This is a genomic window from Kamptonema sp. UHCC 0994, from assembly GCF_029167235.1.
Taxonomy (GTDB): domain Bacteria; phylum Cyanobacteriota; class Cyanobacteriia; order Cyanobacteriales; family Microcoleaceae; genus Kamptonema.
This window is the reverse complement of record NZ_JARFTR010000065.1, coordinates 1-26,794: the sequence shown is the minus strand read 5'-3', so window position 1 is coordinate 26,794 and position 26,794 is coordinate 1. Positions and strand designations below refer to the sequence as shown.

Annotated in this window: 20 protein-coding genes and 26 tRNA genes; 7 read left to right on the top strand and 39 right to left on the bottom strand. The window is 43.0% G+C overall.

From position 1 onward, the window contains the following. The first annotated feature begins 40 nt into the window (after positions 1 to 40). Together cobN and PY364_RS06375 are read left to right on the top strand one after the other, a co-directional pair. Positions 41 to 4,069: a cobaltochelatase subunit CobN gene (gene cobN / locus PY364_RS06380; protein WP_275521388.1), complete on the top strand. Its 4,029-nt coding sequence runs from the start codon at positions 41 to 43 to the stop codon at positions 4,067 to 4,069. A gap of 185 nt (positions 4,070 to 4,254) precedes the next feature. Next, entirely contained in the window at positions 4,255 to 5,802 is a 1,548-nt protein-coding gene (locus tag PY364_RS06375; RefSeq protein WP_275521387.1) for a hypothetical protein, read from the top strand. A gap of 207 nt (positions 5,803 to 6,009) precedes the next feature. On the opposite strand, the gene PY364_RS06370 is transcribed toward PY364_RS06375, so the two are convergent. The 3 genes from PY364_RS06370 to PY364_RS06360 form a co-directional block, all read right to left on the bottom strand. Continuing rightward, a complete protein-coding gene (locus tag PY364_RS06370; RefSeq protein WP_275521386.1) occupies positions 6,010 to 6,753 on the bottom strand; it encodes a 3-oxoacyl-ACP reductase family protein in 744 nt (247 codons plus the stop codon). Between the two features lie 183 nt (positions 6,754 to 6,936). Continuing rightward, positions 6,937 to 7,548: a DUF4126 domain-containing protein gene (locus tag PY364_RS06365; protein WP_275521385.1), complete on the bottom strand. Its 612-nt coding sequence runs from the start codon at positions 7,546 to 7,548 to the stop codon at positions 6,937 to 6,939. Positions 7,549 to 7,888: 340 nt separating this feature from the next. Beyond that, positions 7,889 to 9,166 (bottom strand): hypothetical protein, encoded by a 1,278-nt coding sequence (locus PY364_RS06360; protein WP_275521384.1) that lies wholly within the window; start codon positions 9,164 to 9,166, stop codon positions 7,889 to 7,891. A gap of 497 nt (positions 9,167 to 9,663) precedes the next feature. Between PY364_RS06360 and PY364_RS06355 the strand changes: the two genes are divergently transcribed. After that, positions 9,664 to 10,557: a tetratricopeptide repeat protein gene (locus PY364_RS06355; protein ID WP_275521383.1), complete on the top strand. Its 894-nt coding sequence runs from the start codon at positions 9,664 to 9,666 to the stop codon at positions 10,555 to 10,557. Between the two features lie 78 nt (positions 10,558 to 10,635). On the opposite strand, the gene PY364_RS06350 is transcribed toward PY364_RS06355, so the two are convergent. The 5 genes from PY364_RS06350 to PY364_RS06330 all read right to left on the bottom strand — a co-directional run bounded on the left by PY364_RS06350 (position 10,636) and on the right by PY364_RS06330 (position 16,370). Further along, entirely contained in the window at positions 10,636 to 11,256 is a 621-nt protein-coding gene (locus PY364_RS06350) for a TMEM165/GDT1 family protein (protein ID WP_275521381.1), read from the bottom strand. Between the two features lie 437 nt (positions 11,257 to 11,693). Continuing rightward, entirely contained in the window at positions 11,694 to 11,903 is a 210-nt protein-coding gene (locus tag PY364_RS06345; RefSeq protein ID WP_275521380.1) for a hypothetical protein, read from the bottom strand. Further along, positions 11,900 to 12,244 (bottom strand): hypothetical protein, encoded by a 345-nt coding sequence (locus PY364_RS06340; protein ID WP_275521379.1) that lies wholly within the window; start codon positions 12,242 to 12,244, stop codon positions 11,900 to 11,902. The genes PY364_RS06345 and PY364_RS06340 overlap by 4 nt, the downstream gene beginning before the upstream one ends. A 25-nt stretch (positions 12,245 to 12,269) precedes the next feature. Then, a complete protein-coding gene (locus PY364_RS06335) occupies positions 12,270 to 12,830 on the bottom strand; it encodes a hypothetical protein (RefSeq protein ID WP_275521378.1) in 561 nt (186 codons plus the stop codon). Between the two features lie 150 nt (positions 12,831 to 12,980). Next, positions 12,981 to 16,370, bottom strand: coding sequence for a tetratricopeptide repeat protein (locus tag PY364_RS06330; RefSeq protein WP_275521377.1), 3,390 nt, complete (start codon positions 16,368 to 16,370; stop codon positions 12,981 to 12,983). A 549-nt stretch (positions 16,371 to 16,919) separates the two neighbouring features. On the opposite strand from PY364_RS06330, the gene rpiA reads away from it, so the two are divergent. Together rpiA and PY364_RS06320 are read left to right on the top strand one after the other, a co-directional pair. Next, positions 16,920 to 17,636, top strand: coding sequence for a ribose-5-phosphate isomerase RpiA (gene rpiA, locus PY364_RS06325; protein WP_275521376.1), 717 nt, complete (start codon positions 16,920 to 16,922; stop codon positions 17,634 to 17,636). A gap of 224 nt (positions 17,637 to 17,860) precedes the next feature. Further along, the gene (locus PY364_RS06320; protein ID WP_275521375.1) at positions 17,861 to 19,042 is read left to right on the top strand and encodes an aldo/keto reductase; all 1,182 of its coding nucleotides are present in this window, start codon (positions 17,861 to 17,863) and stop codon (positions 19,040 to 19,042) included. A gap of 88 nt (positions 19,043 to 19,130) precedes the next feature. Here PY364_RS06320 and PY364_RS06315 read toward each other — a convergent pair whose 3' ends face one another. From PY364_RS06315 to PY364_RS06295, 5 genes are all read right to left on the bottom strand, one after another. After that, on the bottom strand, positions 19,131 to 19,493 hold the full coding sequence (locus PY364_RS06315; protein ID WP_275521374.1) for a hypothetical protein: 363 nt from the start codon (positions 19,491 to 19,493) through the stop codon (positions 19,131 to 19,133). Positions 19,494 to 19,601: 108 nt separating this feature from the next. Next, positions 19,602 to 20,168 carry a 3'-5' exonuclease gene (locus PY364_RS06310; RefSeq protein ID WP_275521373.1) on the bottom strand — a complete coding sequence of 189 codons (567 nt, stop codon included), beginning with the start codon at positions 20,166 to 20,168 and terminating at the stop codon, positions 19,602 to 19,604. An 8-nt stretch (positions 20,169 to 20,176) separates the two neighbouring features. Next, a complete protein-coding gene (locus PY364_RS06305; RefSeq protein WP_275521372.1) occupies positions 20,177 to 20,557 on the bottom strand; it encodes a type II toxin-antitoxin system VapC family toxin in 381 nt (126 codons plus the stop codon). Beyond that, the gene (locus PY364_RS06300; RefSeq protein ID WP_275521371.1) at positions 20,554 to 20,772 is read right to left on the bottom strand and encodes a hypothetical protein; all 219 of its coding nucleotides are present in this window, start codon (positions 20,770 to 20,772) and stop codon (positions 20,554 to 20,556) included. Before PY364_RS06300 ends, PY364_RS06305 begins: the two co-directional genes overlap by 4 nt. Positions 20,773 to 20,839: 67 nt before the next feature. After that, complete coding sequence (locus PY364_RS06295; RefSeq protein WP_275521370.1) at positions 20,840 to 21,061, bottom strand: hypothetical protein; 222 nt, start codon at positions 21,059 to 21,061, stop codon at positions 20,840 to 20,842. 432 nt (positions 21,062 to 21,493) lie between these two features. Between PY364_RS06295 and PY364_RS06290 the strand changes: the two genes are divergently transcribed. Continuing rightward, positions 21,494 to 22,711, top strand: a complete 1,218-nt coding sequence (locus PY364_RS06290; protein WP_275521369.1) for a GTPase — start codon at positions 21,494 to 21,496, stop codon at positions 22,709 to 22,711. An 86-nt stretch (positions 22,712 to 22,797) separates the two neighbouring features. Here the strand turns inward: PY364_RS06290 and PY364_RS06285 are convergent. The 10 genes from PY364_RS06285 to PY364_RS06240 form a co-directional block, all read right to left on the bottom strand. Beyond that, positions 22,798 to 22,883: transfer RNA gene (locus PY364_RS06285), tRNA-OTHER, on the bottom strand. Positions 22,884 to 22,887: 4 nt separating this feature from the next. Beyond that, a tRNA-His gene (locus PY364_RS06280) sits at positions 22,888 to 22,961 on the bottom strand. A 2-nt stretch (positions 22,962 to 22,963) separates the two neighbouring features. Continuing rightward, positions 22,964 to 23,036 (bottom strand) — tRNA-Ala (locus PY364_RS06275). Positions 23,037 to 23,052: 16 nt separating this feature from the next. Beyond that, positions 23,053 to 23,129 (bottom strand) — tRNA-Ala (locus PY364_RS06270). A gap of 6 nt (positions 23,130 to 23,135) precedes the next feature. Continuing rightward, positions 23,136 to 23,209, bottom strand: a tRNA-Arg gene (locus PY364_RS06265). A gap of 320 nt (positions 23,210 to 23,529) precedes the next feature. Continuing rightward, positions 23,530 to 23,602 (bottom strand) — tRNA-Arg (locus PY364_RS06260). 6 nt (positions 23,603 to 23,608) lie between these two features. Continuing rightward, a tRNA-Val gene (locus PY364_RS06255) sits at positions 23,609 to 23,684 on the bottom strand. 5 nt (positions 23,685 to 23,689) lie between these two features. Next, positions 23,690 to 23,761 (bottom strand) — tRNA-Gly (locus PY364_RS06250). Positions 23,762 to 23,771: 10 nt separating this feature from the next. Beyond that, positions 23,772 to 23,842 (bottom strand) — tRNA-Gly (locus tag PY364_RS06245). A gap of 7 nt (positions 23,843 to 23,849) precedes the next feature. Beyond that, positions 23,850 to 23,923 (bottom strand) — tRNA-Thr (locus tag PY364_RS06240). A 10-nt stretch (positions 23,924 to 23,933) separates the two neighbouring features. On the opposite strand from PY364_RS06240, the gene PY364_RS06235 reads away from it, so the two are divergent. Next, complete coding sequence (locus PY364_RS06235; RefSeq protein ID WP_275521368.1) at positions 23,934 to 24,653, top strand: hypothetical protein; 720 nt, start codon at positions 23,934 to 23,936, stop codon at positions 24,651 to 24,653. A 68-nt stretch (positions 24,654 to 24,721) separates the two neighbouring features. On the opposite strand, the gene PY364_RS06230 is transcribed toward PY364_RS06235, so the two are convergent. The 16 genes from PY364_RS06230 to PY364_RS06155 all read right to left on the bottom strand — a co-directional run bounded on the left by PY364_RS06230 (position 24,722) and on the right by PY364_RS06155 (position 26,231). Further along, a tRNA-Leu gene (locus PY364_RS06230) sits at positions 24,722 to 24,795 on the bottom strand. Positions 24,796 to 24,799: 4 nt separating this feature from the next. Beyond that, a tRNA-Pro gene (locus PY364_RS06225) sits at positions 24,800 to 24,872 on the bottom strand. 4 nt (positions 24,873 to 24,876) lie between these two features. Beyond that, positions 24,877 to 24,957, bottom strand: a tRNA-Leu gene (locus tag PY364_RS06220). A gap of 25 nt (positions 24,958 to 24,982) precedes the next feature. Continuing rightward, positions 24,983 to 25,056: transfer RNA gene (locus PY364_RS06215), tRNA-Leu, on the bottom strand. 29 nt (positions 25,057 to 25,085) lie between these two features. Then, positions 25,086 to 25,159, bottom strand: a tRNA-Gln gene (locus PY364_RS06210). Positions 25,160 to 25,256: 97 nt separating this feature from the next. Further along, positions 25,257 to 25,328 (bottom strand) — tRNA-Asn (locus tag PY364_RS06205). Between the two features lie 7 nt (positions 25,329 to 25,335). Continuing rightward, a tRNA-Phe gene (locus PY364_RS06200) sits at positions 25,336 to 25,409 on the bottom strand. A gap of 5 nt (positions 25,410 to 25,414) precedes the next feature. Then, positions 25,415 to 25,499: transfer RNA gene (locus tag PY364_RS06195), tRNA-Ser, on the bottom strand. Positions 25,500 to 25,502: 3 nt separating this feature from the next. Continuing rightward, positions 25,503 to 25,578, bottom strand: a tRNA-Met gene (locus PY364_RS06190). Position 25,579: 1 nt separating this feature from the next. Further along, positions 25,580 to 25,662 (bottom strand) — tRNA-Tyr (locus tag PY364_RS06185). Between the two features lie 23 nt (positions 25,663 to 25,685). After that, positions 25,686 to 25,761: transfer RNA gene (locus PY364_RS06180), tRNA-Lys, on the bottom strand. A 6-nt stretch (positions 25,762 to 25,767) separates the two neighbouring features. Beyond that, positions 25,768 to 25,840: transfer RNA gene (locus PY364_RS06175), tRNA-Glu, on the bottom strand. Between the two features lie 5 nt (positions 25,841 to 25,845). Beyond that, positions 25,846 to 25,920 (bottom strand) — tRNA-Trp (locus PY364_RS06170). Between the two features lie 3 nt (positions 25,921 to 25,923). Next, positions 25,924 to 25,998, bottom strand: a tRNA-Met gene (locus PY364_RS06165). Positions 25,999 to 26,008: 10 nt separating this feature from the next. Next, positions 26,009 to 26,082, bottom strand: a tRNA-Cys gene (locus PY364_RS06160). Between the two features lie 75 nt (positions 26,083 to 26,157). After that, positions 26,158 to 26,231: transfer RNA gene (locus PY364_RS06155), tRNA-Asp, on the bottom strand. Positions 26,232 to 26,794 lie beyond the last annotated feature (563 nt).

The following is a 26,794-nucleotide window of genomic DNA, read 5'->3' as shown; positions in this document are numbered from 1 at the left end:
AGAAACCCGGTTTCTTTGCATAAATCTACAAGGTAAATAAATGCACCGCATAGCCGCCACACCGGGAGGTTGGAATCCTCAATCAGAGGGAGTAATTTTCCTTCAGCAAACACCCGCACCCATCGTCTTTATTACCGCCGCTGATACTGATATTCAAACTCTCGCGACAGCTATATCTAAATTACCAGCAGGATTCCCATCTCTACGAGTAGCTAATCTGTTACAATTGCAGCAGCAGCTAACTATTGATACTTACGCTGAGGAAGTATTAGAAAAAGCAGAAGTAATAATTATACGCTTACTGGGAGGACGTTCTTATTGGTCTTATGGATTAGAAGTCGTGCGAGAAGTCGTGCAAAAAACTAAGGCCGAACTGATAGTAATGCCAGGAGATAATGGCCCAGATCCAGATTTAATTAGCCATTCAACGGTATCCCTATCAGCAGTAGATCGATTATGGCGCTATTTTACAGAAGGCGGGGTCGAAAATTTCGTTAACGGCCTGCAATTTATCGCGGATATTGGCTTGAAAACAGTTTATAATCCCCCATTGCCTAAAGAAGTACCCCGTGTGGGGATTTACAATTGGTTAGCAATGGATTTAACGGATAGGTTATCTATGGGAGGTCTAGATGATTTATCCAGTTTAGCCAATAATGCTAAGGTTGGAATATTATTTTATCGCGCTCATTATTTATCTGGTAATTTAGCACCAATTGACGCACTTTGTCAAGCTTTGGCAGATAGAAATTTAGCCCCTGTTCCCGTGTTTGTCTCTTCTCTACGCGAACCAGACGTACAAGCCGAATTAGGTCAATATTTCCAGCCTAAAGATTCCGAACAAATTCAATTATTACTCAATACTACCAGTTTTGCTGTCTCAGGTTTCAGAAGTCAAGACCGGGAATTAGAAAATATCAAATCTTTAGATGTTCCCGTATTGCAAGTAATATTTAGCGGTGGAACTGTAGAACAGTGGAAAGCTGATTTTCAAGGACTTTCACCCCGCGATGTGGCGATGAATGTGGCTTTGCCAGAAGTAGATGGTAAAATCATCACTAGGGCAGTTTCTTTTAAGGCTGTACAGACTTGGAATAGCGAGTTAGAAACAGATGTTGTCGGTTATGAACCTGCGAAGGATCGCATTCAATTTGTAGCAGATTTAGCCGCTAACTGGGTACGACTGCGACAAACACCAATCGCTAACAGACGCATAGCATTAATATTAGCAAATTATCCCACTCGTGACGGTAGATTAGCCAATGGTGTTGGCTTGGATACCCCTGCTAGCTGCATAGAAATTCTGAAAGCTTTACAACAAGCTGGCTATCAAATAGAAAATATCCCAACTAGCGGCGAGGAGTTAATTAAATTACTGACATCTGGGTTTACAAATGACCCGGAAGGGCGCGAATTGCGACCTATTCAACAATATCTGAGTTTAGAAGAATATCAACAATACTTTACCACTTTGGCTCAGTCAGTGCAAGATGGAATTAGCCAGAGATGGCCGTTAGAAACTAATAATTCCCAATTTCCTATTTCTGGTATTCAACTAGGCAATGTTTTTGTGGGTATTCAACCAGCGCGCGGTTATGAAATTGACCCGACATTAAACTATCACGCGCCAGATTTAGAACCTACTCACAATTATCTAGCTTACTACTATTGGCTGCGAGAAAACTTTGGAACTCAGGCAATTGTTCATGTAGGAAAACACGGCAATTTAGAATGGCTACCGGGTAAAAGTATAGCATTATCTAGTAACTGCTATCCAGAAGTTGCCCTCGGCCCTTTGCCTCACCTTTATCCATTTATTGTTAACGATCCAGGTGAAGGTTCCCAAGCCAAACGTCGTTCCCAAGCTGTGATAATTGACCACCTCACTCCGCCCATGACACGGGCGGAACTTTACGGGCCATTACAACAATTAGAAGCCTTAATCGACGAATATTATGAAGCTCAAAGTTTAGACCCTTCTAGATTGCCAATTATTCGCGATCGCATCCTCACTCTTGCTAACAAAGAAAACCTACAACGCGATTTGTTATTTGTCAATGAACAGTCAATAAATAATGAAAAATTCGCAGAGTTTCTTAGTCGCACAGATGGCTATCTCTGCGAACTTAAAGAAGCACAAATTAGAGATGGTTTGCACATTTTTGGGCAATGTCCCGAAGGGCGACAACTGCGGGATTTAATAATTGCGATCGCACGTCACCCCGAAACCAACCGCTTAGGCTTAACTCGCGCCTTAGCTAAAGATTTACAACTGGATTTTGACCCCTTGACAGCGGATATGTCAGCGCTGATAGAGACAGTCGATAACTTATCTATTAAACAGATAACTCTGAATCAAAATTCTCCGCGCACTATCGGTGATGCTATTGAGATATTGGAACAAAAAGCAGTTGAATTAGTAGATGATTTAATTCAAGATTACTACAAGCATATCAACCAAGAAAATATTAACACTGCTAGCGTGAAGATGTCAATATCTACAGTTACAAATATTGGCAAGGCGACACAACAAGAATTAGACTGGATTAGTGACTATCTTTTACCAGCACTCCAACAAACTAACCAAGAAATTATCAACCTCTTGGGAGGGCTAAATGGCCGCTATGTCCCTAGCGGTTCATCGGGAGCACCTACTAGAGGAAGACCAGATGTATTGCCAACTGGACGCAATTTTTACTCCGTAGATATTCGCGCCGTACCAACAGAAACAGCCTGGAGAATTGGGCAACTTGCCGCTGAATCTTTAATTGAAAGATACACTCAAGAAAATGGCGAATATCCTCAAACTTTAGGGTTATCAATCTGGGGAACTTCTACAATGCGGACAGGGGGAGATGACATCGCAGAAGCACTAGCTTTGTTAGGAGTTCAGCCAATATGGGATGGCCCCTCGCGGCGAGTAATTGACTTTGAAATATTGCCTGTTTCAATATTAGGAAGACCTCGCGTTGATGTCACCTTAAGAATCTCAGGATTTTTTCGCGATGCCTTCCCTAATTTAATCGATTTATTTGATTCAGCGGTACAAGCAGTTGCTAGTTTAAACGAACCGCCAGAACAAAATCCCTTAGCGTTTCAAGTTAAAGAAGAAACTCAGTTTTGGCAATCACAGGGTTTGACGCAACAACAGGCAGAAATTCGCTCAAGTTATCGCGTATTTGGCTCAAAACCAGGTGCTTATGGGGCTGGACTTCAAGGGTTAATAGAGTCTCAAAATTGGACTGATGACGAAGACTTGGCTAAAGCTTATATTAACTGGAGTAGCTACGCTTACACTGCATCTAATACCAATTTAAGTCAAAGAGAAGGTGCAAATACAAATGCTAATTATGCTAATCAAGGCAAAGCTGCTAACACAAATGCTAACCAAGAGATATCTTCTAATTCATCCCCTAACCAAGGCCAACCTTCTAACTTCCCCCCTTACCAAGGGGGGATAGAGGAGGGTTCTTGGGGCGAATCAGCGCCAGAAGCTTTTGAAAAACGCCTGAGTGGAATGCAAATTGTTTTACACAATCAAGACAACCGCGAACATGATATATTAGACTCCGATGATTATTACCAATTTCAAGGAGGAATGACTGCGGCTGTCCGCAAATTGCGGGGCGAAAACCCTAACACTTACTTCGGCGATAATTCCATTCCTGAAAATCCTAAAGTGCGACAACTGGGAGATGAAATTGAGCGAGTTTACCGCTCTCGTGCTATAAATCCTAAATGGATAGCTGGAGTTATGCGTCACGGTTATAAAGGTGCATTTGAAATGGCGGCAACAATTGATTATTTATTTGCTTATGGCGCGACGGCAAACTGTGTAGAAGACTTTATGTACCAAGGAGTTGCAGAGGCTTATTTGTTCGATGCAAATGTACAGGAATTTATCCAAGAAAAAAATCCTTGGGCGCTGCGAGATATGGCGGAAAGATTGCTAGAAGCGCACCAGCGGGGGTTGTGGCAAAAAGTGGATTCGGATATACTGGAAAAATTGCGATCGCTTGTTCATCAAGCCGAAGGCGTAATTGAATCTACCAGTTTCCCCAATCGTTAACAATTTATGCTTTATTAATTGATTGATAGGCCTTACCCAACTATCACAAGATCGCAGTTAATGTTTAGGTATGTAGTTGGGCTTTAGCCCTCTTATGTCCTAAAGCCCAACTACGTACCTAATAATTGCAACTGCCAATTGTCTAAGTTCTAATTGAGTCACATTTGTTGAAACGCGAAAAGTTTATGATCCGCCCCTATAGCGCTAGAATCAGCGCCAAAATTTTTAACCGCGCTTGTGTTACCATAGCTGTGCTAGGAATAAGTGTCGGATGTTCGCCGACTCAACAGCGTCACACCGCAGTTATACCAACCCCAAAAATGACAACTGAGGGGCAATCTTCTCAATCTATTCTCGCTCAAAACTTAAACAAAACCCAAAAATCCGTAACAGCCTCTTCCTGCGTTCAAAGCGATGCTTTTAGTGAATCGGTTAATTTTGCCAACAAAGCTGCTATCTTAGTTCAATCTGCAAGCTCAAAAGCAGACTGGGACGAAGTATCTCGTTATTGGGTGCAAGCTGTGGCGTGGATGCAAGCTGTTCCTCCAGGGAATCCCAAACGCGCCTTTGCGGAGAAAAAAGTTGTCGAATATATGAGATATCTTAATTATTCACAACAGCAAGCTGCAACGTTGCGATCGCAGGTTAATTCCGCCTCTTTTAGTAGCGAGCTCCTCGACCAACAATTACAACTTTACCTATCCTACATCGCCACCCTGGGGCCGCCAGATGTTCTGATAGTCGGTAGTTCCCGCGCGTTGCAGGGTGTAGATCCTAGACAGCTACAACAATCCTTAGCATTTCAAGGTTATCTCGATCTAAAAGTATTTAACTTTGGAGTTAATGGCGCGACTGCACAAGTTGTTGAATATCAATTGCGGAGGCTGTTAACACCACAGCAGATGCCACAAATGATCCTTTGGGCAGATGGTGTAAGAGCATTTAATAGTGGTCGTATAGATCGAACGTTTAATGCGATCGCTACGTCTGAAGGTAATAAAATGTTAGCTGCTGGGATTCGGCCTAAGCTGTCGCAGAACCAACCACAAAATACCCGCCAGTGTTATAAATTTCCCCAACCTTGCAATGCTACCTTACCAGGGGAATCATCTACAAAGTCAGAAGGCGAAGCTTTAACAGTCAGCTATTCAGAAGAATTCAACTCGGAAGTGAGAATTTTTCCTCAACTCCCAACTCAAGATTTAGGGCGGGTACGGGGGCACCGCCCCTACCAAACTCAAAACTTCTTTTCCTCTGAAGGCACCTTAGCACAGGCTTCCTTGGATGGTTTAGATAATGCGATCGACTCTAACGGATTTCTAGGTTTGTCCGTGCGTTATAATCCTGATACTTACTATAATAATCGCCCTTTTGTTGCTGGTAGTTATGACGGTGACTATAGTAATTTTGCTCTGGATGGGAAGCAGACCGCAGCCTTGAGTGCGATCGCGAATTTTGCCAAAAGTCGCAAAATACCCCTTGTATTCGTCAATTTACCCTTAACAGAGGACTATTTAGACTCCGTGCGATGGAGAGCCGAACAGACATTTCGACAGCGAATGCAGCGCCTCGCACAGGAAAAAGGCTTTATCTTCCGCGATTTGTCACAACAGTGGCCTAAGCGAAATGACTATTTTGTTGACCCCAGCCACCTCAACCGCTACGGTGCGATCGCTGTTTCCGAACAACTTGCCACTGACTTAGGCATTCCCTGGCCCCAACCTCGGAGGTGATGAAGGGATGGAGGAGATGGAAGACAGAAATTTCCCCTCTACCCTTCTTGCTCTTCTTTGCCTTCTTTCCCTAGCCCCTAACCGCTGAAAGCGGTTGCCATAAGTCCTGACGAGATTGCTTCGCAAGGCTCGCAATGACAGAATTTGACCGCGCCTATCCCAACCCTTCAGGGGTGGGAGTGTCAATTCCGTATCCACCTATGGCAGTTATGCGCTGAACCCTCCGTCAATCATCAGGTTTGCGCCAGTAATGTAACCAGACTCAGGACTAGCTAGATAAGCGACCATCCCCGCAACCTCTTCGACGGTACCGTAGCGGAGTAACGCTATTTGCTTTTTGAGTATCTCGGCAAACTCACCCTCCGAGGGATTCATGTCCGTAGCGATCGGTCCTGGCTGCACATTGTTGATTGTAATTCCGCGCGGGCCGAGGTCACGAGAGAGCCCTTGCACCAGCCCTTGCAGAGCAGATTTGCTCATGGCATAAACGCTGCCGCCAGCAAAGGGCATACGTTCGGCGTTGGTGCTGCCGATGTTGATGATACGTCCCCCCTCTTTCATGTGCTTGACTGCGGCTTGCGTCGCCACAAACACGGCACGCACGTTAACGGCGAGGATTCGATCGAAGTCTGCGAGGGTGAAATCGTCGATGGGGGCGATCGCCAGTACGCCTGCATTATTGACAAGGATATCAATGCCTCCCAACTCGGACACCGTGCGCTCAACAGCAGCTACCACCGCGCTGGCTTCGGCGCTGTCAGCTTGGATTGCCAAAGCCCGGACACCTAGCGCCTGCACCGCCTGCACGATTTCGTTCGCCCGATCGGGCGAACTGGTATAGGTGAGGGCGACATCAGCGCCTTCACTAGCTAAACGCTTGACGATCGCGGCCCCAATGCCACGACTGCCTCCGGTAATAAGTGCGCGTTTATTTTTGAGTCTGTGGTTCATATTTCGATACTTGCGTTGAGAAATTGGATAATTAGCTGAGATCTATTCCCTTCTTTCCCTTCTTTCCCTTCTTTCCCTAGTCCCTAGTCCCTAGCCCCTAGCCCCTAGCCCCTAACCGCTGAAAGCGGTTGCTATAACTCAAACTTGAAGGCGATCGCCACCCCACTGATGAACGGGATCGGCTTAATCGGGATTTCTTTTATGTCGGCGGGGGTTCCCTCTCCCTCCTGGTTTTCTCTGGGCTCTATACCAGCGATACCATTCTTTAGAACTGCGAATTGCAAACCATAGTAACATTAAAGCAATTAATCCACCTTGTCTGGGCGCATCAAAGGCAAAGAGAACTAAAGAGATGCAGAGAGTATCTTGGGCAAAAATCACCCAGATGGGTAAACCCCGCAATCGATAGAACCAACCGACTTGAACCAGTTGTAACACCAGTGCCAACAAACCGCCGACGATAGCAATGATCCAAATTAGCCAACTATAAGCAGGATTATCGTCTATGAGCGTCACTTGTGCGATCGCCACTCCCATAATTGCTCCCACAATCGGACTCAAAAAGAGCTGAAAAATTTGTAGAATGCGCTGACCTAAAAGATTTTTGGAAGCGAATAGCTCAAACAGCGACCAACTTACTAAGACTCCTACTACGACTTGGGGGTGGAGGCGAGACAACAAGGGCACTTGCGACCACAGATTGTCGCTCCGTAACAGACCAATTAAAAGGAGGGGTAGGGCTATTCTCATACCCCCCGCCGCAGACGCAGACAAGGCGGCTAGGAGTTCAACCATAATGACAATTCAGGTTGTAAAATCAGCTAAGTTCTTGATGTTAATTCGTTATTAAAAACTAAAAAGTAAATCTTTTAACTAATAAGGTAAGTGAGGTACAGAGAAACCGGGTTTCTTGAATAAAACCGATTTCTGGCGATAAATAAGCGAAGAAACCCGGTTTCTGGGGTGTACTTCATAGAGATTAGACCTTTAGATTCGGTTTGATCGCCGCAGGGGAGCGGGGGAGCGGGAGAGGTGGGGAGCAGAGGAGCAGAAAGGAGCAGAGGAGAAATCTTCGTCTTTCCACTTCCATCTCCCCATCTCCCCCGCTCCCGCTCCCCATCTCCCCCTCTCCCGCTCACTCCTCCGTAGGCTTGGGCTTCTTGACAGGCTTGCTAAGGGGTTCCTTGCGAGGGGGAGGCGCTTCGGCTGCTACCGCTGCCGGTTTGCGCGTAGGAGGAGCTGGACGCGGTGCGTCTGGATCTCTCTTCGGGGGAACAAAGGCACGCTTGCCTTTAAAACCGCCACCACCAGCCTTGTTGAATGGCTTTTTCTTAACAGGCATAGGGCCAATATTATTGCCCTCTTGAATCAAAAGTTTCTCAGCTTGCAACTGTACGTGGAAGTCCCAAAAATGGCCGACTGCCTTTGTTGCTAAATCCCCAGAGAGTTTCAACTTAAAAAACTTCATCGTCTCCCCATCCTTGCGGGGGGCTTGCTTAATCTTGACGATGACATATTTTTCGTCCTCTTGGGATTGATAAATCACCTCGCCTCGAATAGAAAAATAGCCATTTTCAACATTGATGTGGGACGGCGGGAAGGATTCGGGGGATTCTTCGCTGCTTACCTCCTCTTGATTTTCCTCTGGTGCTGTGTTCTCTTCCTCTGAGGACGCATCAATCGGTTTTTTAAGCGTTTCCGGCTCCCAAACGCCCATGATCTGGGCGTGCAAGTTGCCGTCTTGCTGTCGGGTGCGGGGATAGACAACCCAGAGGTGTTCTTGTTCTAAGTTCAGGTGATTTTTCACTAAACTCATAACTCGACCCAGTAAAACTGCGTCGATTGGTGTGCCGTCGGAGGCGGTGAGAGTACCTCGCGTGAATTGCTCTTCTGACGCAGCGTAGCGCCCCCGGACTAAGCCAACGGCTCGGTACTGTCTGGGTTCGCTGGGCGGGGGAATTGGGTGTTGCCGCATTGCCCCGGCTGTGGGATCGCCTTGTGGCTCGTCGTTAGCGGTAGCGTCGGCTGCAATTGGCTCTGAGGCCGGTGCAGTTTGGCGATCGCTAACAGGATCGGAGGGCGCGGGGGCATCGCCGGATTTTTCCTTTGGTGCTGTTTTTCCTGAAGCCGTTGCTACAGATTCAGCGTCCTTTGGTGTTATTTGCACTATTGGGACTAGCCGACGGGGCTTTTGCAGCTTTTCCGTTGAGGAAAGCGCTTCTGTTGATGCTGGGGGTTCAGGGGGCTCGACAGGCACAGGTGTAGCAGGCGCTGAGGGTACAGGACTCTCGGCTGCTGACTCTGGTGGCTGGGTAGGAGCTTTAATCAGATTGACAATCTGCTCGCTTAGATTCTCTTTTTGAGAGGGAGTAGACTTGGACGATTTGGAAGAGCGGTTCGGGGAGCGGTTCATAAAAACTCCTTGCAGCGGAGACACATCCCTTTTGGGAACTTAGGAAGAAACTGTTTGAAATGCCACTAGCGGAGGACTTGGGGCTTGCGCCTCATGTCTCCCGGCCTGTTAACTTTTAGCTCAAGGACTGTCAACTCGATGGTGCTGTAAATTCCCAAAATCTTTGATATCAAAGGGTTGAGGACTTACTGAGTGCATTTTTAGTTGATTGCCTTGAGCGGGAGTTGTTAGCTAGTAGCGTCACGACCTTCACTGGCTATTGTACTTAAATTCAATTGCCTAACGGGCTGATCCGCATAGTTCGGCAATTTCACAGCTAGACAAAACTACACTAGACTCTCCTGCTTTACCGAATGGTAAGTGGCAGGGTTGTAAGTCAAGGTTGATTCGCTGAGTAGACTTGTGGGCCTGTTACCATATTAGCTGCAAGCAAAACGCTGTTTTGTCAGTTGGAGCTTTGAAATTGAGAACCATTGCGGTTGTGGGGGTCTAGTGAGATGGTAGGAAAGCGTCGCGGTTTGATTAGTGTGGTGATGGTGCTGTCGATCGTCGCCTTTGTGGGTTTTTCTATTGCTCCGATTGTGGATAGTATTGTGAAGGCGAATCAGGCATCGAGTTCGCCTTCGCCTTCACCAACACAAACGACTACGGCGAAGCAATCGGATTTACAAGGTCAGGCACGGGGTTATGAGTTGGTTTTGCAACGGGAACCGGATAATGTGACGGCTCTGCGGGGCCTGTTGCAGGTGCGCCTGGAATTGCTTCAGGCTAAACAGGGGGAGATTAAGGATGTAATTACGCCTCTGGAAAGATTGTCGAAGCTGAATCCTGAAAATGTGGAGTATTCGATTTTGTTGGCGCAGGCTAAGGAGTATGCTGGCGATCGCGAAGGTGCTGCTCAAGCTTACCGCTCGGTGCTGACGGTTGCGCCTGGGGACGTTAAGGCTTTGCAAGGGTTGGTGAATTTGTTGCTCAAGCAGCAACGGCCGGAAGCGGCGATCGGGTTGTTACAAGATACTCTGAAGGCGGCTCCGGCTGCAAATCAGGCGAAGGCTGGGAGTGTTGATGTCACTTCGGTGCAGTTGATTTTGGGTCAGGTTTATGCTGAGCAGAAGCGTTTTGATGAGGCGATCGTGATTTACGATGAGGGAATTAAGACCGATCCTAAAGATTTTCGCCCGGTTTTGGCTAAGGCAATTGTTTTGAAAGAACAGGGGAAAACTGAAGATGCGGAAGGACTTTTTGCTAAGGCTACTGAGTTGGCTCCTGCTAATTTTAAAGACCAAATTAAGCAGTTAGCTGCTGGGACTCCTTCGCCTACGAGTTCGCCTACAAGTGCTCCTGAAACGTCATCTCCGACTCCTCAAGCTTCGCCTGCTGAAAAGAATTAATTTGAGTCGTTCCGTTAACTGTTAACGGTTAACTGTTAACGGTTAACTGTTAACTGTTAACCGTTAACAATTGACTTTCTAAGCTCCCTCTAACCAAGCAAGTGTACCGAAAACTAAGAAAAGGCATCCCCCCAAGGCGGTGATTGTACGTTCGGAAATTCGACCGGCGATGATGCGTCCCCCGATAACTGCGATCGCAGCACAGATGGCGTGTCCTAAAATGGCTCCAAGTGTTACACCAATGGCATTGTTAGAAGCGGCGAGGGCGATGGTTGCTATTTGGGTGCGATCGCCCCATTCTGCTATAAATGTTAGTACAAAGGTTTTGAGAATAACAGCTAATTTACTTCCTGCTGGCAACCATTTAAAGGCACGCACTTGATTTACCGCTTCTTCTGCTTCCTGTACTTCTTCGCGATCGCATTTCGCGGGCATATTTTTGGCATCGTACAGCAGTTTTAAGCCGAAGCAAGAAAACAGAGCTATTTCGGCGAAGTGAATGTAATTCTGCGGTAATAGTGAGACGGCTTGACCAACTAAAACAGATAATACTGTCATAGCTGCTAAGGCGGCGGTGGCTCCTACAAACACTAACCTTCGCGAATGCCGCATTGCTAGAATGACGGCTATAAAGAATGTTTTATCGCCTAATTCAGAAATGGTAATTAATAATAGACCGGCAGTAAATGCTGTTAACACTCTCTCAATCTCCTCAGATTTTTATTGTGGCTATCTGAGTGAGCTTGATGAGAGGGCAATACTCCACCAAGCTCACCTTTGATGTGAACTTAGTGAAAGTCTCGCTTGCAAATTGCTGTCTTTTTCCTTGTCGTTAGACTAAGGACGATCGGCTAATTTGTCACCTGAACCAGGCTTAACGCCAGTATGTTGACTCAGGTGGGCTGGTTTGTTTGGTGCCAGCAGCTACTCCCCTTCAGCATGGAATTATCATACTATATATATTTGGGAATGTAAAGCAGTTTTTTAGAGTATTTGGTAAGGGTATTCAAGTTGAATAATTTCATCATTGTTTATTCATAATTGATTCATTTTAGATTCATTTTTGATGGCAGCGCAACTATGATAATGGGTAAAAAAGTAAGTTTGTACCTCCATGCGGATCGAGGAACATCTACTTAAGTTTCTGACTCGACAGACTGAGAGAAAGACTTGATTTTCCCTAAACGATAAGCTGTCAGAGGGCTATTCCGAATATCTGCTTCAATCAAGGCAATCAGTTCATCAAGTGCAAAATTTAGACTGTCAAACTGGCGGCAAACTTCGCGCATTTTAGCAACTGTCTGCTTGACTTTTTCTGGATCTGGAAGTTGCGGTTGTTGAGTCATAGTAAGTTCCAATCACTTTTAGCTTCTCCGACAGTAGCTTCTCCAGCTTCGGCTGTAGCTTCGGCTTGTTCAATCGTTCGAGCAAGCAATTCTATTGTAGCAGGAGGAGCGATGAATTGAAATTCAGAAATTCGCAGCAGCAGGTTAGAAAGTCGAGAATAGGAAGATGTAGCTCGTTCTCTGATGTTTGTCAGTTGCTCTAGTGCAGAAGCTGTTACTAATGTTTCTCCATATCTCTCAAAAACAGTTAGTTCTGTTGCACCAGCCTGATTGATGAGCTTTACAAGTCGGCGCTCTAATTCTAAAATAATTGTAATGGTTTCATCTGGTAACTCAGCCATATTTAACCTATTTTAAGTTTTGTGTTTACTCCTCTGACCAGAAGATAGGTATGACCCAGTTACGGTAAGAATAATCTTCTGGCGGCAGATATCCATCCCAAGGAGGTGCTGTCTTGTAGTAGTCTCTACCGTCTAGCTGTCGATCCATCCACTTAATGTGCCCCTCTTCCCACCTATACAAAATGTCGCCAGATCCTAATGATTCGCCTTGTTCATCCAATATCTCAACTAACAGACAACTATTATCCCAGCTATCGTGGCAGTGTCCCGAAATAATGAAGAAAAAAGCATCTTGACCATCAACAGGAAATTTCAGCAGATAAATATCGCTGATGTTATGTCGGGAATACCAGAGGTGACGTTCAAAAGTATTGAGGATATTTTTAGGTAAATTCTGAGGGGGTCTGACTATTTCTGGAGGTAAAATATCTGTCTCGTTATGGTTCCATTCCAAATCTACACAAACGATTCTCTGCTCTGGCATAAATTCTCTCAGGTCGTTGCTTGTGTCCAGAAACTCTACTAATTCTTTTTCAAAAATTTCCCTTAGAGTGTTTTTTCTGCTATCAGTATTTTCTCTATTCACTTATTTACCTCTTGCTGTGCTCGCAATTTTTATTTCTAAAAATGTTCGACTTACACACCAACTATAACAAAATATCGTTGAGTGTATTTGCTCGTTTGCCAACCTGTACTTGCCAATTAATAAGGTGGGCATTGCCCACCCTATAGTTGATTAAACCTGCTTAGCTAAAAGCTCTTGAAACACCTCATACATCTGCTGTGCCAACTTCTTCGGATTCCACAACGGCGCTAAATTCTCTGGTTGCTTAGAACGGACTAAATGTTCCCGCACTGCATTTCTGAAAGCAGCATCTCGACCAAATTTAATCCCCCATTGAGTATATTCTTCCCAATTCCAAGCTACACCCACATCAAGATTTACACTCTTCAAAAATGCGTAACCCATCCGCGATAGATACTGATTACCCGCTCTCGTTACCACTGGTAAATTAGCCCACAAAGCCTCTAAATTATGAGTTCCACCATTGTAAGGATAAGAATCCAACAGCACGTCAGCTACATAATAAATCGCCCGATGTTCTTCCTCCGTTTTAGTTTGCCCTAAAAATTTAATCCGATTAAAATCTACTCCCTGAGTATCGCATTCTTGGCGATAACTGGCGTGAATTACTTCTGGATCTCCCTGACCTTTACGGATTAACAAACTGTCAGGAACTTCCTTAAGGATTTTAACTTGAGCCCGTAGCATTTCAGGATTAGTCTTTCTACCAGGTGCAACGCACAGATAGGTCATCTGATCTAAACCAATTCCTAGAGAGTTTCTTAAAGCATTTCTATCAACAGAAACACTTTGTAATCCGCCAATTGCTACAGAACATTCTGGCAATCTGACTAACTGCTCAATGTAATGTTTTTCTACGCCCGCAGGGTGAGTATATTTATCGCAGAGAAAGTAATGCTTGTCAGATAGATATGGTGCGTCAAATCCCAGCCAAGAAACGCAAACTGATGCAGGGTAGTAATACAATATCTCTACATTAGTTGGCACTGTCATTGAATCTAAATCTACTAAGATATCCAAGTTATCTTGGGATACCTCTTCGAGAAGTTCTCCGCCATCTGCAAATCCATTCGGATATTTTTTAGGCCAGTAGAATTTGCCTGCCATTTGTTCAAATCGCTCTGTAACTTCATCTTTTTGTAGCTTACCAGTAACGTAGAGATGAACGTGAGGAGTGATCTTAGTTAGTTCGCGAATTAAAGCTTCACTGCACCAACCTACGGAATGGCGGCGAAAGTGTTTGGAGAGGAAACCAATTCTTAAATGCCTTTGTTTAATTGGGTAATTGCTAGGCTTTGGTTTGCGATCGATCTGCCGTTGTGGGACAGCTTTTTTGTAGTATTCCTGGGCAATTAGTCTGTAGAAGTTAGCGTTTGCTTCTCTATCATCTCGCAGGTGAGAAACGGCAAAGAGGAAAATTTCGTAGAGTAGTTTAATGTCAATGACACTAAAATTTTCACAGCTTTGATAGCTGAGTTTTTCTATCTCTATAAGTTTCTGAAGAGCGAGTTCGCTAACACCTGATTGGAGATAGGAAAATACGTAAGCAGTTGCGGACATAACTGGGACACTTTCACCGCAATATTCGCAGTATTTGTCAGCTACTTTTCTGGCTCCAGCTAGGTTGCTGGAATGACTGAGTAAGTCGCACAATTGTTGGTGTGCTTCGCTGAAATAAGGATTAAGTTCGATCGCTTTTTCAAAATAACCAATTGACTCTCCGGGTCGATCCTGTTTCTGAATGTGTCCCATCCGACAGTAAACTTCTGCCCAGTCTGGTTTATAAACTAAAGCTTGTTGATAGGTGGCGATCGCTTCTTCTAGTTTGCCTTGCATGGAAAAGGCATTACCCATATTAGCGATCGCGTCTGGCCAGTCTGGTTTATGTTTGATAGCTTCTTGATAATTACTAACTGCTTGATCGTACTTTCCTTGATGCAAAAGTGCATTGGCTATGTTGAAATGTAGCGCTTCTAACTGAGGTTTAATCGCAATGGCTTTCCGATAGTATTGTATTGCCTCTTCTAAATTGCCTTGCTGCATCCGCGCACTGCCAATATTCGCATAAGCTTCTGCCCAATCAGGTTTGACTGCGATCGCTCTTTGATAACTCTGAATTGCTTCATCTCGCTTGCCTTCATTTAAAAGGGTATTGGCTAAGTTAAAATGGAAATCTGCACCAACTACATGAGGATTTATGTCGCTCGTTTTCTGAAAATAAGCAATTGCTTCCGCTGATTTTCCTTGCTTCTGAAATACTTTGCCTAAGTTCCAATATACTCCCGCTAAATCTGGTTTAAGAGCGATGGCTTGCTGATAATAAACGATCGCTTTTTCCAAATGCCCCATTTTGAAATACATACTACCAATGTTGGCGCGGACTTCAGCATAATTCGGTTCAAATTCAAGTGCTTGTTCGTAGGCGCGAATGGCAGCATCCATTTTTCCTTGACCTTGCAGCGCGTTCCCCAGTGTCACATAGGCTTGTATGAAATCGGGTCTAATTTTCAGCGCTAACTGGCAAGATGCGATCGCTTCTCTGAAATTGCCTTGGAGTAAATAAGCTTCGGCGCGTTTTTTATATTCCTCAACTTCTTGAAATTTAGCAACTTGTTCGGGAGGATTAAAATTGAAGCTTGAAACTTGTTCCGCAGTTTCATCAGCAGTTTCAAAGGGCTGATTTAAACTTAAATCTTGGGTAGTCTGTGGTAGATTTAGACTTGAAGGTTGCAAGCCGTATTCTTCATCTTGTTTTACTGGTTTTTGCTGTTGCCCTTCACCTTCTTGTTCCAGTTCAAGAAATTGACCTTTAGTCCGTTCGTCATTTTGCGAATTTTTCGGCTCTTCCTGAGATTTTAGTTGCTGTAAGCTAGATAATTTATCCGTAGCTTCACCATCTCCAGGTTGCAACTTTAGGACTTTTTGGTAACAGGCGATTGCGGCATCTACGTTATTACTTTTTGTTAAAGCCTCACCTAATTTATAGTAATTTCTCAGTAACCCTGGCTGCAAAGCTATGGATTTTTGGTAACAAGCAATAGCTGCACCTAAATCTTCTTGTTGCTGCAATATATTGCCCAGCATTAAAAGAACTGAAGCCAAATTTGGGTTATTAGCAAGTGCTTTTTTATAACTATTTGCAGCTTCATCTAAGCGACCTAGCTTATAATACATACTGCCCAAGTTGGCATGAGCCTCTGCAAAGTTCGGGTCAATTTCTAATGCTTGAGAGTAGGCATGAATTGCCATTTCCAGTTGCTCTTGACTGTGGAAAGCATTTCCCATTGTCAGGTATGCGGGTGCAAAATCTGGCTTAACTTTGAGAGCGAATTTGCAGGAGGCAATTGCTGAGTCTAACTGTCCTTTTAAAATATAGACTTCAGCTAGTTTTCTATGAGTCTCAGCATCCTCAACGTTAAAGCTAATTGCTTTCTGATAATTATCAGCGGCTGCATCTAATTTGCCAGCTTCTTTAAGCCAGTTGGCTTTGTTGAAATGAGCTTGTGCTGCTTCTAAATTTACTAATGACTTCGTTATCATTGGCTCTGCTTTTCTCACGGTTTTTACAACAATACTATCTAACTATTCAACCGATCGCTCTGCTCTTATGAACTAAGTATAAGTAAAAGAGCTATTGACTTATTCTACCTGATGTCTCAGATAATTTACTGGCGCTACTATATTTGTACTCCGATCCGGTCTCAAAACCCGGACAACCTCCTTTACAAATCATTTTACACTACTGTTCTGGCAAGCTTAGATGCACAATTTAAATTACTTAGTGGTGCTAAATTTTTAAATTCCGCAAGTGAATGTAGACGCTCAAAACTAGCCGTTGTTTCCGCTAATGTCAGCCCACCACTTGCAATAATACAGGAAATGGACGGGTAGGCATTCAGTAGGCTATACTAGAAAGCTGGAGGGAAATGCAATGTCAAGCCATAGTTTCAGCAATTAAGAACATTCTCACCGTCTTGGTGTTGCTATAAAATAAAACTTGTGCTGAGTTGTCCCAATTGCGGTAAATTAAACACTGATAGTTATTTTAATTGGCAGCGCGAACCGCCAACTCATTAAGGAGAATTTATCATGGCCGCAGAACAAGACCTCGCAAAATTGATCAAGCAACAAGTTGGCTATGCCGCCGCCGACCGCGTAAAGTCTGGTACGATTGTGGGGCTGGGTACAGGGTCAACCGCAGCTTATATGATCGAAGCTTTAGGCGATCGCATCAAAGCGGGTACTCTCAAAGATATCAAGGGAGTGACAACTTCTTTTCAGGGAGAAGTTTTGGCAAAGAAATACGGAGTTCCGCTAACAACGCTAGATGAAATCGATCGCATTGATGTTGCTATTGACGGTGCTGATGAAGTCGATCCGCAGCTAAATTTAATTAAAGGTGGCGGCGCGGCTCATACCCGTGAAAAAATTGTTGATTACTTAGCAGAACAGTTTATCGTTGTGGTAGATGCTTCCAAAATAGTTGATAAATTAGGGTCAACTTTTCGCGTACCTGTGGAAGTTTTACCGATGGCAATAACGCCTGTTATGCGTGCGATTGTGAAACTAGGTGGCGAACCTGAACTCCGCATGGGAGTTAGAAAAGCTGGCCCAGTAATTACGGATCAAGGTAACATGGTAATTGATGTCAAATTTAATACCATTGACAACCCAGGGGAACTAGAAAAAACGCTAAATAATATTCCAGGTGTACTAGAAAATGGCTTGTTCATAGGCGTAACAGATTTAGTTCTGGTTGGCGAAATCAAAGACGGAAAGCCGATAATACGTGAGATTTATAAATAGTTAGTTGTTAGTGGTTGGTGGTTAGTTGGTAATTGGTAATTGCTAGATTAGAAAACTATCTTTTCCGGGCGATTAGAAATCGCGGCTACATAAACAAAGTCCGCCTACGCGGACTATTAAAGAAAAGCGGCGCTAATAAACCCGGATTTAGTATAACAACTAACAACTAACAAGTAACCACTAACAAGTAACCACTAACCACTAACCACTAACCAATTACTATAATGAAACATCGCCGATTTGGTCGTACAGAATTGCAAATGCCCGTCTTTTCTTGTGGCGGCATGAGATATCAATATAAGTGGCAAGACGTTGCGCTAGATCGGATTCCACCTGACCATCAAAAAGAATTAGAAACTACTATTCACCGTTCTATAGAATGCGGAATCAATCATATTGAAACGGCTCGTGGTTACGGCACTTCTGAGATGCAGTTGGGAGCAATTTTGCCCAATCTTCCCCGTGAAGAAATAATTGTTCAAACTAAAGTTTCTCCTCATTCTAATCCCAAACAATTTCTTGCAGAATTTAAACAATCCCTAGCTTATTTACAGCTAGATTATGTCGATTTATTTTCGCTACACGGCATTAATAACTCTGAATTGCTAGATTATAGTATCTCGCCTGGTGGCTGTATAGATGTTGCTAAAAGGCTACAATCAGAAGGTAAAGTGCGGTTTATAGGATTCTCAACTCACGGGCCAACCGATCTGATTTTGCAGACAATTAAAACTAACCAATTCGATTATGTTAATCTTCACTGGTATTACATTAATCAAAATAATTGGCCGGCTATTGAGGCTGCTAGTAACCACGATATGGGCGTTTTTATTATCAGCCCTTCTGATAAAGGTGGGAAACTTTATAATCCCCCTCAAAAATTAGTAGAATTATGTTCTCCACTTAGTCCGATGGTGTTTAATGACTTGTTTTGTCTTTCCCATTCCCAAGTGCATACTCTTAGTTTGGGGGCGGCGCGATCGCAGGATTTTGACGAACATCTCAAAGCGTTAGAATTGTTAGATAATGCTGATGAAATTTTACAGCCGATTTTAGAAAAGTTGGAAAAAGAAGCAATAAATAAACTCGGAGAAAATTGGGTAAAAACTTGGCATATTGGTTTACCTACCCATGAAAATACACCCGACGGAATAAACATTCCGGTGATTTTGTGGTTGTGGAATTTAGCGACCGCTTATGACATGATCGACTATGGAAAAATGCGCTATAATCTACTAGGAAATGCTAGCCACTGGTTTCCCGGTTCTAAAGCAGATAAAATTAACGAATTAGAACTAAAGAAGTGTCTGATTCACAGTCCTCACGCTGCTAATATTCCTGGTATCCTCAAAGAAGCAAATCGCCTTTTAGGAGGTCAAGTAGTTCAACGTCTTTCTCAAGAATAGTCAGATGATAGCCTACAGTTAAACGTAAAGTACCGATAATTGAAAAGACAGCTACCTAAGTATTTTGCCTGTTTCTTCTGACTTATACTCATCCTGCCTGTGCGGCGATTCTCTGATTAATTCTTTCTACCCAAATTTCATTATCATCCAAGTTCACAATCATCCTTTTATAGGATTCATTCTTCAATTCTACCGTCAAATAATTGCTGTCTTTAGTGACATACCAAAATTCTTTACCTCTGTTAGTATAATAAGTTCCCGCTTTGATTACCCCAGGCATAAAACTACCAGGTGCTTTGATTTCCCGCCAATTACTTTGAGGTTCCTTTGAGGTTGCACCTTCGATGTTTGTTAGGGGTATTTCCCACAACTTGTTAAACCTAACTGCCCAAACTTGCTCCCAAAAACTAAACTCTATTTTCAATTTATCTAACTCAAAACTAAATTTCATATTAGTTCTCTCTCTTAGAAAGATGGTTGATGAGTTATAATTAGCTTAGCACTTCACCAAAAAAAATACAACAAATTACATATCGATCGAGTACAAAAGTTCAAAAAGTCAGGGAAGCTGCTTTTCACCCAGAATATAAGGCAACAGTTTAGCGATATTTCTAGCATCATCAATTCCTCGATGATGATTTCCTTCTAGGGGTAAACCGACAAGTTGCAGAGCTTTTGCCATGCCATAACGTTTTGGCAAACCTTGAGTTTCCGTAAACAATTGTTTAAGATTAACATGAGGGTAAGCAATGGGAAAAGGGACTTTGTGAAAATTGCTATCTTGTTGAAATTGTTTGCGATCGTAGTCACCCCAGGAACCGAATACACCATTTGAGTAACCAGATAGCCATTTTTTGAGCAGTGCGATCGCTTCCGGGTAAGTTGGTGCTAAATCAACTTGTGTTTGAGAAATAGATGTTAAAGACTTGCAGAATTCAGTGAGAACGGGATGGCGAACTGGTTTAATAAAGGTTTGAAATTCATTAATAATTGTGAGGTTTTTGGGTTCCACCATTACTGCTCCAATTTCCATTATTTCCATGTGTTCTCGATTGATAGTTCCTTGGTCGCAGCAAGTAGCTTCTAGGTCAAGGACTAGATAATAATTGTATTGTTTTAAATTCATATCATTATTCAATATAATTTAACGTCGTATAGTTTGAATCGCTCATCCTGTGTAATAACCACATAATCTTCTGCTTTCGCCTGAGCAATAATTAGCCGATCAAAAGGGTCTTGATGATGGAAAGGCAAATACTGCAATATCTCATAATGGCTAAATTTAGTTTCTAAAATCTGAAACTGGTGTGTCACCAGAAATAGTTCTAATTCCCCAATAGAAATGGATAATGACAGCTTGCCGATACTAATCTTAATGGTAATTTCCCACAAACTAGCTTGGCTGACATAGATATCATTTGTAGGATTAGCAATTAAAACTCGTGCCTTTTCTGCAAGCTGCTTATTACCTTCGATAAACCAAATCAGAATATGAGTATCGATTAGATATTTCATGGCAGCATATATTCTTCAAAACCAGGAGGTGTTGCATCGAAATCATCTGCAATGTAAGTAAAAATTCCTTGTCCACAGCCGAATTGTCTAGGTTGAACTGCAACAGTTTTTTCATAAGGATTGTTTTTTATTTTTTGAATCTTGTTCAAGATTTGAATATCTTTTAATAACAAAATCCATTGGATCAGTTCTAGTTTTAAAGATTCATTGTTCATGGTTATGATTCTGAAAACTCCCCATTAGGTAATATCTGAAACTCAAGCTCTTCGCTTTATTGTTGTTTTATTCTTTGCGGTTTTCTTCCATTTTTTTGATTTGCTTCCTAATTGCTACTTCCATAATAGCGATATTTTCAAGACTATCTGGACATGGATACACTTCACTATTTTCCGAACTCGATTCTAGGCGATCGGCAAGTTTATAAAACGCCTCATCATCATCACGGTGTGAAAGGAAGTAAGCTCGCAGTTCGGCAATACTCATAGTGTCAAAATCTCCTTTCATTTAAACCTCCAGTTTCCATCACGGTAAATAACTACTTGCAATTGTTCAGATACAAAAATACACAATACCTGTACGCTCATCAAAACGAATCAGGTCTATAGAACGATAGAAGTTCGTTAGGTACTGACACACTCTAATACAAGATTTTCCTTGTTCGCCTGTGGGAAAAATTATCTTATCCTCAAAACGTCGCTATCTTATTTTAGAAGATAACTGACCGTTATGCAATATGCGATTTGGATGCAGTATAACACATAAAATCCACCAGGAAGTTACTGCCCCTTCTGTTGCCGCGTTATCAGCACGGTGTCTCTCGACTTCTGGTGAAAAAGGGCCAGTAAAAATATTTATGAGGAAAATACGGATGCGGGAGTGTAGGAGAAACTGATACATTGAGAGATGTAACTTTAAATAAAAAAGCGAGGGCTGGATATGGTGATGGTGTTAAGCTTTGGTCAGAAGTTTCCAGAAGCTATCAAGCAGATTAAAAAATGTAATGTTTTGGTAATTGGCAGTACCGGGGTTGGGAAGAGTACGCTAATTAGTTCAATCTTGAAGGTTTCAATTAGCGACTCTGTTACCCAAACCATTTCAGATAAACCCTACCAAAACCCAGGACTACCAATAGCAATCTATGATACACCTGGAATTGAAAATGATAAAAAACAGGAGAATAGAGTTAAGCAGCAAATTGCTGAGTTCATCAAGCAACAGAAATCCAAAGAGCCAGAAGACCAAATCCATGCAATTTGGTACTGTGTAAATTCTCTGGTTACAAGAAAAACACAAATCGATGGGTGTTGGATTTCGTCAATTGCGAAAGAACTTCCTGTTATTGCTGTAATTACTCGCGCTTCAGGAGTGGAAAAAGGCTGGCTAGAACCTTTCCTAATGGACATCTCGGACATTCAGAGAGTTGTCCCAATCATGGCACAAGAAGAAAAAACACATCTTTACGACATTCAACCTTACGGTTTACAGTCTTTACTATCTATTACTGAAGATTTACTAGAAGATATTGCTAAAACAGCAATCTCGAATGCGATTAAAGCAAAGGCAGATTTATCTTTTGGTTGGTGTAGAGATGGATGCAGTACCGTACTTGCCACTGCATTATTACCAGTCCCAATGGTGCAAACATCGATAGTAGCATATCTACAATTTAGGATGCTTGTAAATATTTCTAAAGCCTTTGGTTGCAATTTTGATGCGAAATTTATTTCAGAATTGTGTGCAGTAGGAAGTGCAGGTATTGTTGAGAATTTTCTGGGTCAAATTCTCCAGAACTTGCCAGGAGCTAATTATGACAATATCCAAACTGTTCATGACGTTTTCTCTCAAATTGTTGGTATGCTCAACGGAATAACAGCTACACTACCCTTCAAAGATCAACTAATCGATTTGTTACAAGGGTTGGACAGCTTCAATCCCGTAAGTGGATTGTCAATTTTAAGATGTATTGCTACTGTTAATAGTGCTATCTGCACAGGTGTTCTAGCTATTACCTATATCGAGACGATGAAAATATATAAGCAAGCTGAGTATGAAAGAAAACCGCTGCCAGACATCAAACAAATCTTGGAAGATCAGATGCAAGAGTTGATGAATGTTATCAAAAGTGGGTTTGGGATGGTCTCAATTCCTGCATAATACAGGAAATCCACCAGGGAGGTACTGCCCCTCCTATCTCTGTGTTATCAGCACAGCGCCGCACTTTCTGGCTCCCAGTGGTTGAGAGGAAGATGGAGGAATCGAACCCCTATAGTTATTAGCTATACCCTGGTTTTCAAGACCAGTTGCCGGCCATTCAGCGGCATCTTCCAAGGGGTGTCTGACGGGAATTGAACCCGCTATTACTGGTTCCACAAACCAGCGCCGCTACCACTTTGGCTTCAGACACAGTGGATCTGATGGGGGTCGAACCCACAACCTCTTCTTTGCAAGAGAAGCGTTCTCCCATTAGAACTACAGACCCAATTTAATTAACTATTTGGTGGATTCTGGTCAGATTTGAACTGACATCTTTCTAGCAGCCAGCTAGATGCTTTTCCAATTAAGCTACAGACCCATTCAGCAGGAGTGGTAGGACTTGAACCCACAACATTCGAGGTAGAAGCTCGACACTCTATCCAGTTGAGTTACACTCCCATAAAACTTGTGAATTATTAGAAGCGATCGCATCGGAGTAGCGTACAAGTAATAAGAGCACTTTGCGTTTTCTCAGCTACTAAAGGGACTCCGCCGATGAGTTATTACACACTCTTTAAAGGATTGCTACTTCTAAGCCTACCTATCGGGTTCTTTGCACTCCTTGTTTGCAAACGCACACTGCTTTTTGACAGCGTTACTTTTCCTCTCGTACTAAAGTATGTAAGCTCTAAAAGTTAGGGTACGCAAAATGCAATCGCTTTTACTATAAAAAATTAATCATTCAACGGAATCACCTCTTTAATTTCAAGTAAAGACAACGAGAGTGGTAGGGGTTGAACCCACAACATCCACGTCCGAAGCGTGGCGCTCTATCCGTTGAGCTACACTCCCGTAAATTGGTAATCCTGGCAGGAATTGAACCCGCGACATCCTCTTTGTAAGAGAGGCGCTCTCCCAACTGAGCTACAGGACTATCAAAGCGAGTGACGGGATTTGAACCCATGCGCTGAGTGTGGCGCACTCAGATGCTAGCCGCTACATCACACCCGCAAACTATCAGAGCGGATAACGGGATTTGAACCCGTATCGCGAGTTTGGAAGACTCAGATGCTACCATTGCACCATATCCGCATTCTGAGGCTGGTGATAGGAATTGAACCTACAACCGACTGATTACAAATCAGTTGCTCTGCCTGATTGAGCTACACCAGCATTTAATCAGATGGCTAGATCTGAAATAAATATACTTCCGACTGGATTTGAAAACAAAAATTATGCTATAATTTTTTTATTGCTATACCTCACAGCTATGATTAAGAAAGTAGAAGTAGTATGCGCTTACTGCAACAAACAATTTAATCGCTCTGTTAGTAAGTACAACCAAGATGTAAAAAAAGACTGGAATCAGTTTTGTTCAAAAGAATGTCATTGGTTGGCTCAGAATAAAAGAAAACAGGTTGTTTGCGCCTGGTGCAATACTACCTTTATCAAAGAAGAAGTTCAGATCAAAAAAACCAAGCATAATTTTTGTTCTCGCTCCTGCTCTGCTAGTTATTCAAACCGTAATAAAACCAAAGGAAATCGCAGATCAAAACTTGAAATTTGGCTAGAATCTCAGCTATCGCTAATTTATCCCAACTTAGAAATACATTACAATCGTAAGGATGCTATTAACGCCGAGTTAGACATCCATATTCCATCTATTGACCTAGCCATAGAACTTAACGGAATTTTCCATTATGAGCCTATTTATGGAGAAAACAAACTATCACAAATTCAAAACAATGATGAAAGAAAGTTTCAAGCTTGCTTAGAAAATGGTATAGAGCTATGTATTATTGATACTTCGGGATTTACATACTTTAAGGTAGATAAAGCTCAGAAGTACCTACAAATTGTTACTCAGGTTATCAATAACAAGTTGGCTCACTTTAAAATCTAAAGGAGTTGACTTATTACGATTTGAGTAGTGAAATTGCCACATTTCACGCATTTAGGTTTAACACCTAATACCCCTGACAGGCCTCGAACCTGCAAAACACTCGTTCTAAGCGAGCGATGTTTTCCAATTACATCACAGAGGTAAAGTCGGGATGGTTGGATTTGAACCAACGACTCCTTGGCCCCAAACCAAGGCTTCTGGCCGCTGAATTACATCCCGTTCATGCTCCAGGTGGGAGTCGAACCCACAATCAAAATAGAACAGATTTTAAGTCTGCCGCGTATGCCAATTCCGCCACAGGAGCAAGTAGAATTTACTGGAAAATTTACTACTCCTGATGAGATTTGAACTCACACAACACAAGGTTTGAGCTTGCGGCCTCTTCCAGTTGGGCTACAGGAGTTTAATTAATCTGCTTTGCTAATAGCAGAACTGGGAAGGTAGGGTTTGAACCTACATTTGTCCGCTTTCAAAGAGCGGTGCCATACCGATTAGGCGACTTCCCAATAATTGACTGCCGGAGTAGGCTTTGAACCTACATAAATTCCCATTTCAGAGATGGGTGACTTTACGGATTTGTCTACCCGGCAATTCAAAAAAAGGCTGTCCTGGTAGGGATTGAACCTACGACATTTCGCTTAACAGGCGATCGCTCTACCACTGAGCTACAGGACAATGCCAGCCCCCCAGGTCGGTTTCGATCCGACGACCTCTTGTTCTTCAAACAAGCGCTACTACCAACTGAGCTACTGGGGGAAAAGCGGAGAGAACAGGATTTGAACCTGCGTCGGAATTACCCGATTCTGTTTAGCAAACAGATGCCATCAGCCTCTCGGCCACCTCTCCTTTTGGACGCGGGAGAAGGAATCTAACCTTCGTAAAACAGGCGTATGAAACCTGTGAGTAACCACTACTCTATCCCGCTATGGGTCGAGCTGGAATTGAACCAGCAATCGTATTAAACCACTGTTTTACAGACAGCTTCCTACACCTATAGGAGGGCCGACCCAAGATAGAAATTAAATATAAAATTGGTGGGTTGTCGAGGAATTGAACCTCGATCCTTCCGCTTAAAAGGCGGCTGCAAAAACCATTCTGCCAACAACCCACAAGGAAGTGCTGACGGGAGTTGAACCCGCAATTACCTGATCGAAAGTCAGGTGGCTTAACCATTTGCCTACAGCACCATAATTGGCGAAGGGACTGAGATTTGAACTCAGATCGACGGTTTTGGAGACCGTAATGTTACCAGTTACACTATCCCTACTTTTGGTCGCAGCGATCGGATTTGAACCGATATTAACCAAGGTATGAACTTGGGACTTTACCATTAAGCTACGCTGCTATTTTGCCAGAGGTTAGAGTGGGATTTGAACCCACGAATATTGGTTTTGCAGACCAATGCCTTCAACCACTCGGCCACCTAACCTGAAATGTTAAGGGTTAAGGGTTAACTGTTAATTGTTAACCCTTAACTGTTGGCAAATCTGATATGATTTGTTTACGGGAGTAACGAGACTTGAACTCGCAACCTTTCGCTCGACAGGCGACTGCTCTAACCATTTGAGCTATACCCCCATAAAATAGGTTAATATTCTGTTTTCAAGGTTCGGTTGGTTTTTGGGTTGGAGCTTTGAGGCTCTTTCCCCTCTGTCATACATTAATACTACATAAATACTACAAGCTTGTCAAGAGTTTGCGGAAGTTTTTTTTGCTTGTGGCTGTGGAATTTCCGAGTTTCAATAACTGGAGTTTGGACTGTGGGCGGTGTAGTCTATGTATTACAACCCCTGGGATGTCTTACATTAGGGCTAAGTACCGCTTTTGTCCAAGAGTTAATGACATGACTCTTGCTTATAGGACTTATTTAGCTTTAAAGGTGCAGATGGCTTGTGAAGCAAAGGTTTTAAACTCTTTTTCGTCAGCCATGTATACATACTACATAACATACTACAAAATGTCAAGGGGTACTACAAAAAAAATTTGTTCCGCTTTGGAGGGGAAGATTTAGCGGATGAGTTTGGTTATGAGGCAATAGCGATCGAGAAAGTGCGATCGCACTTTTTGCGCTTACCCCCTAAGTCGCTAACGGAATAGTGGGGAATTTACGTAACGCCGCCCTCTGGGCGGTAAAGATACCG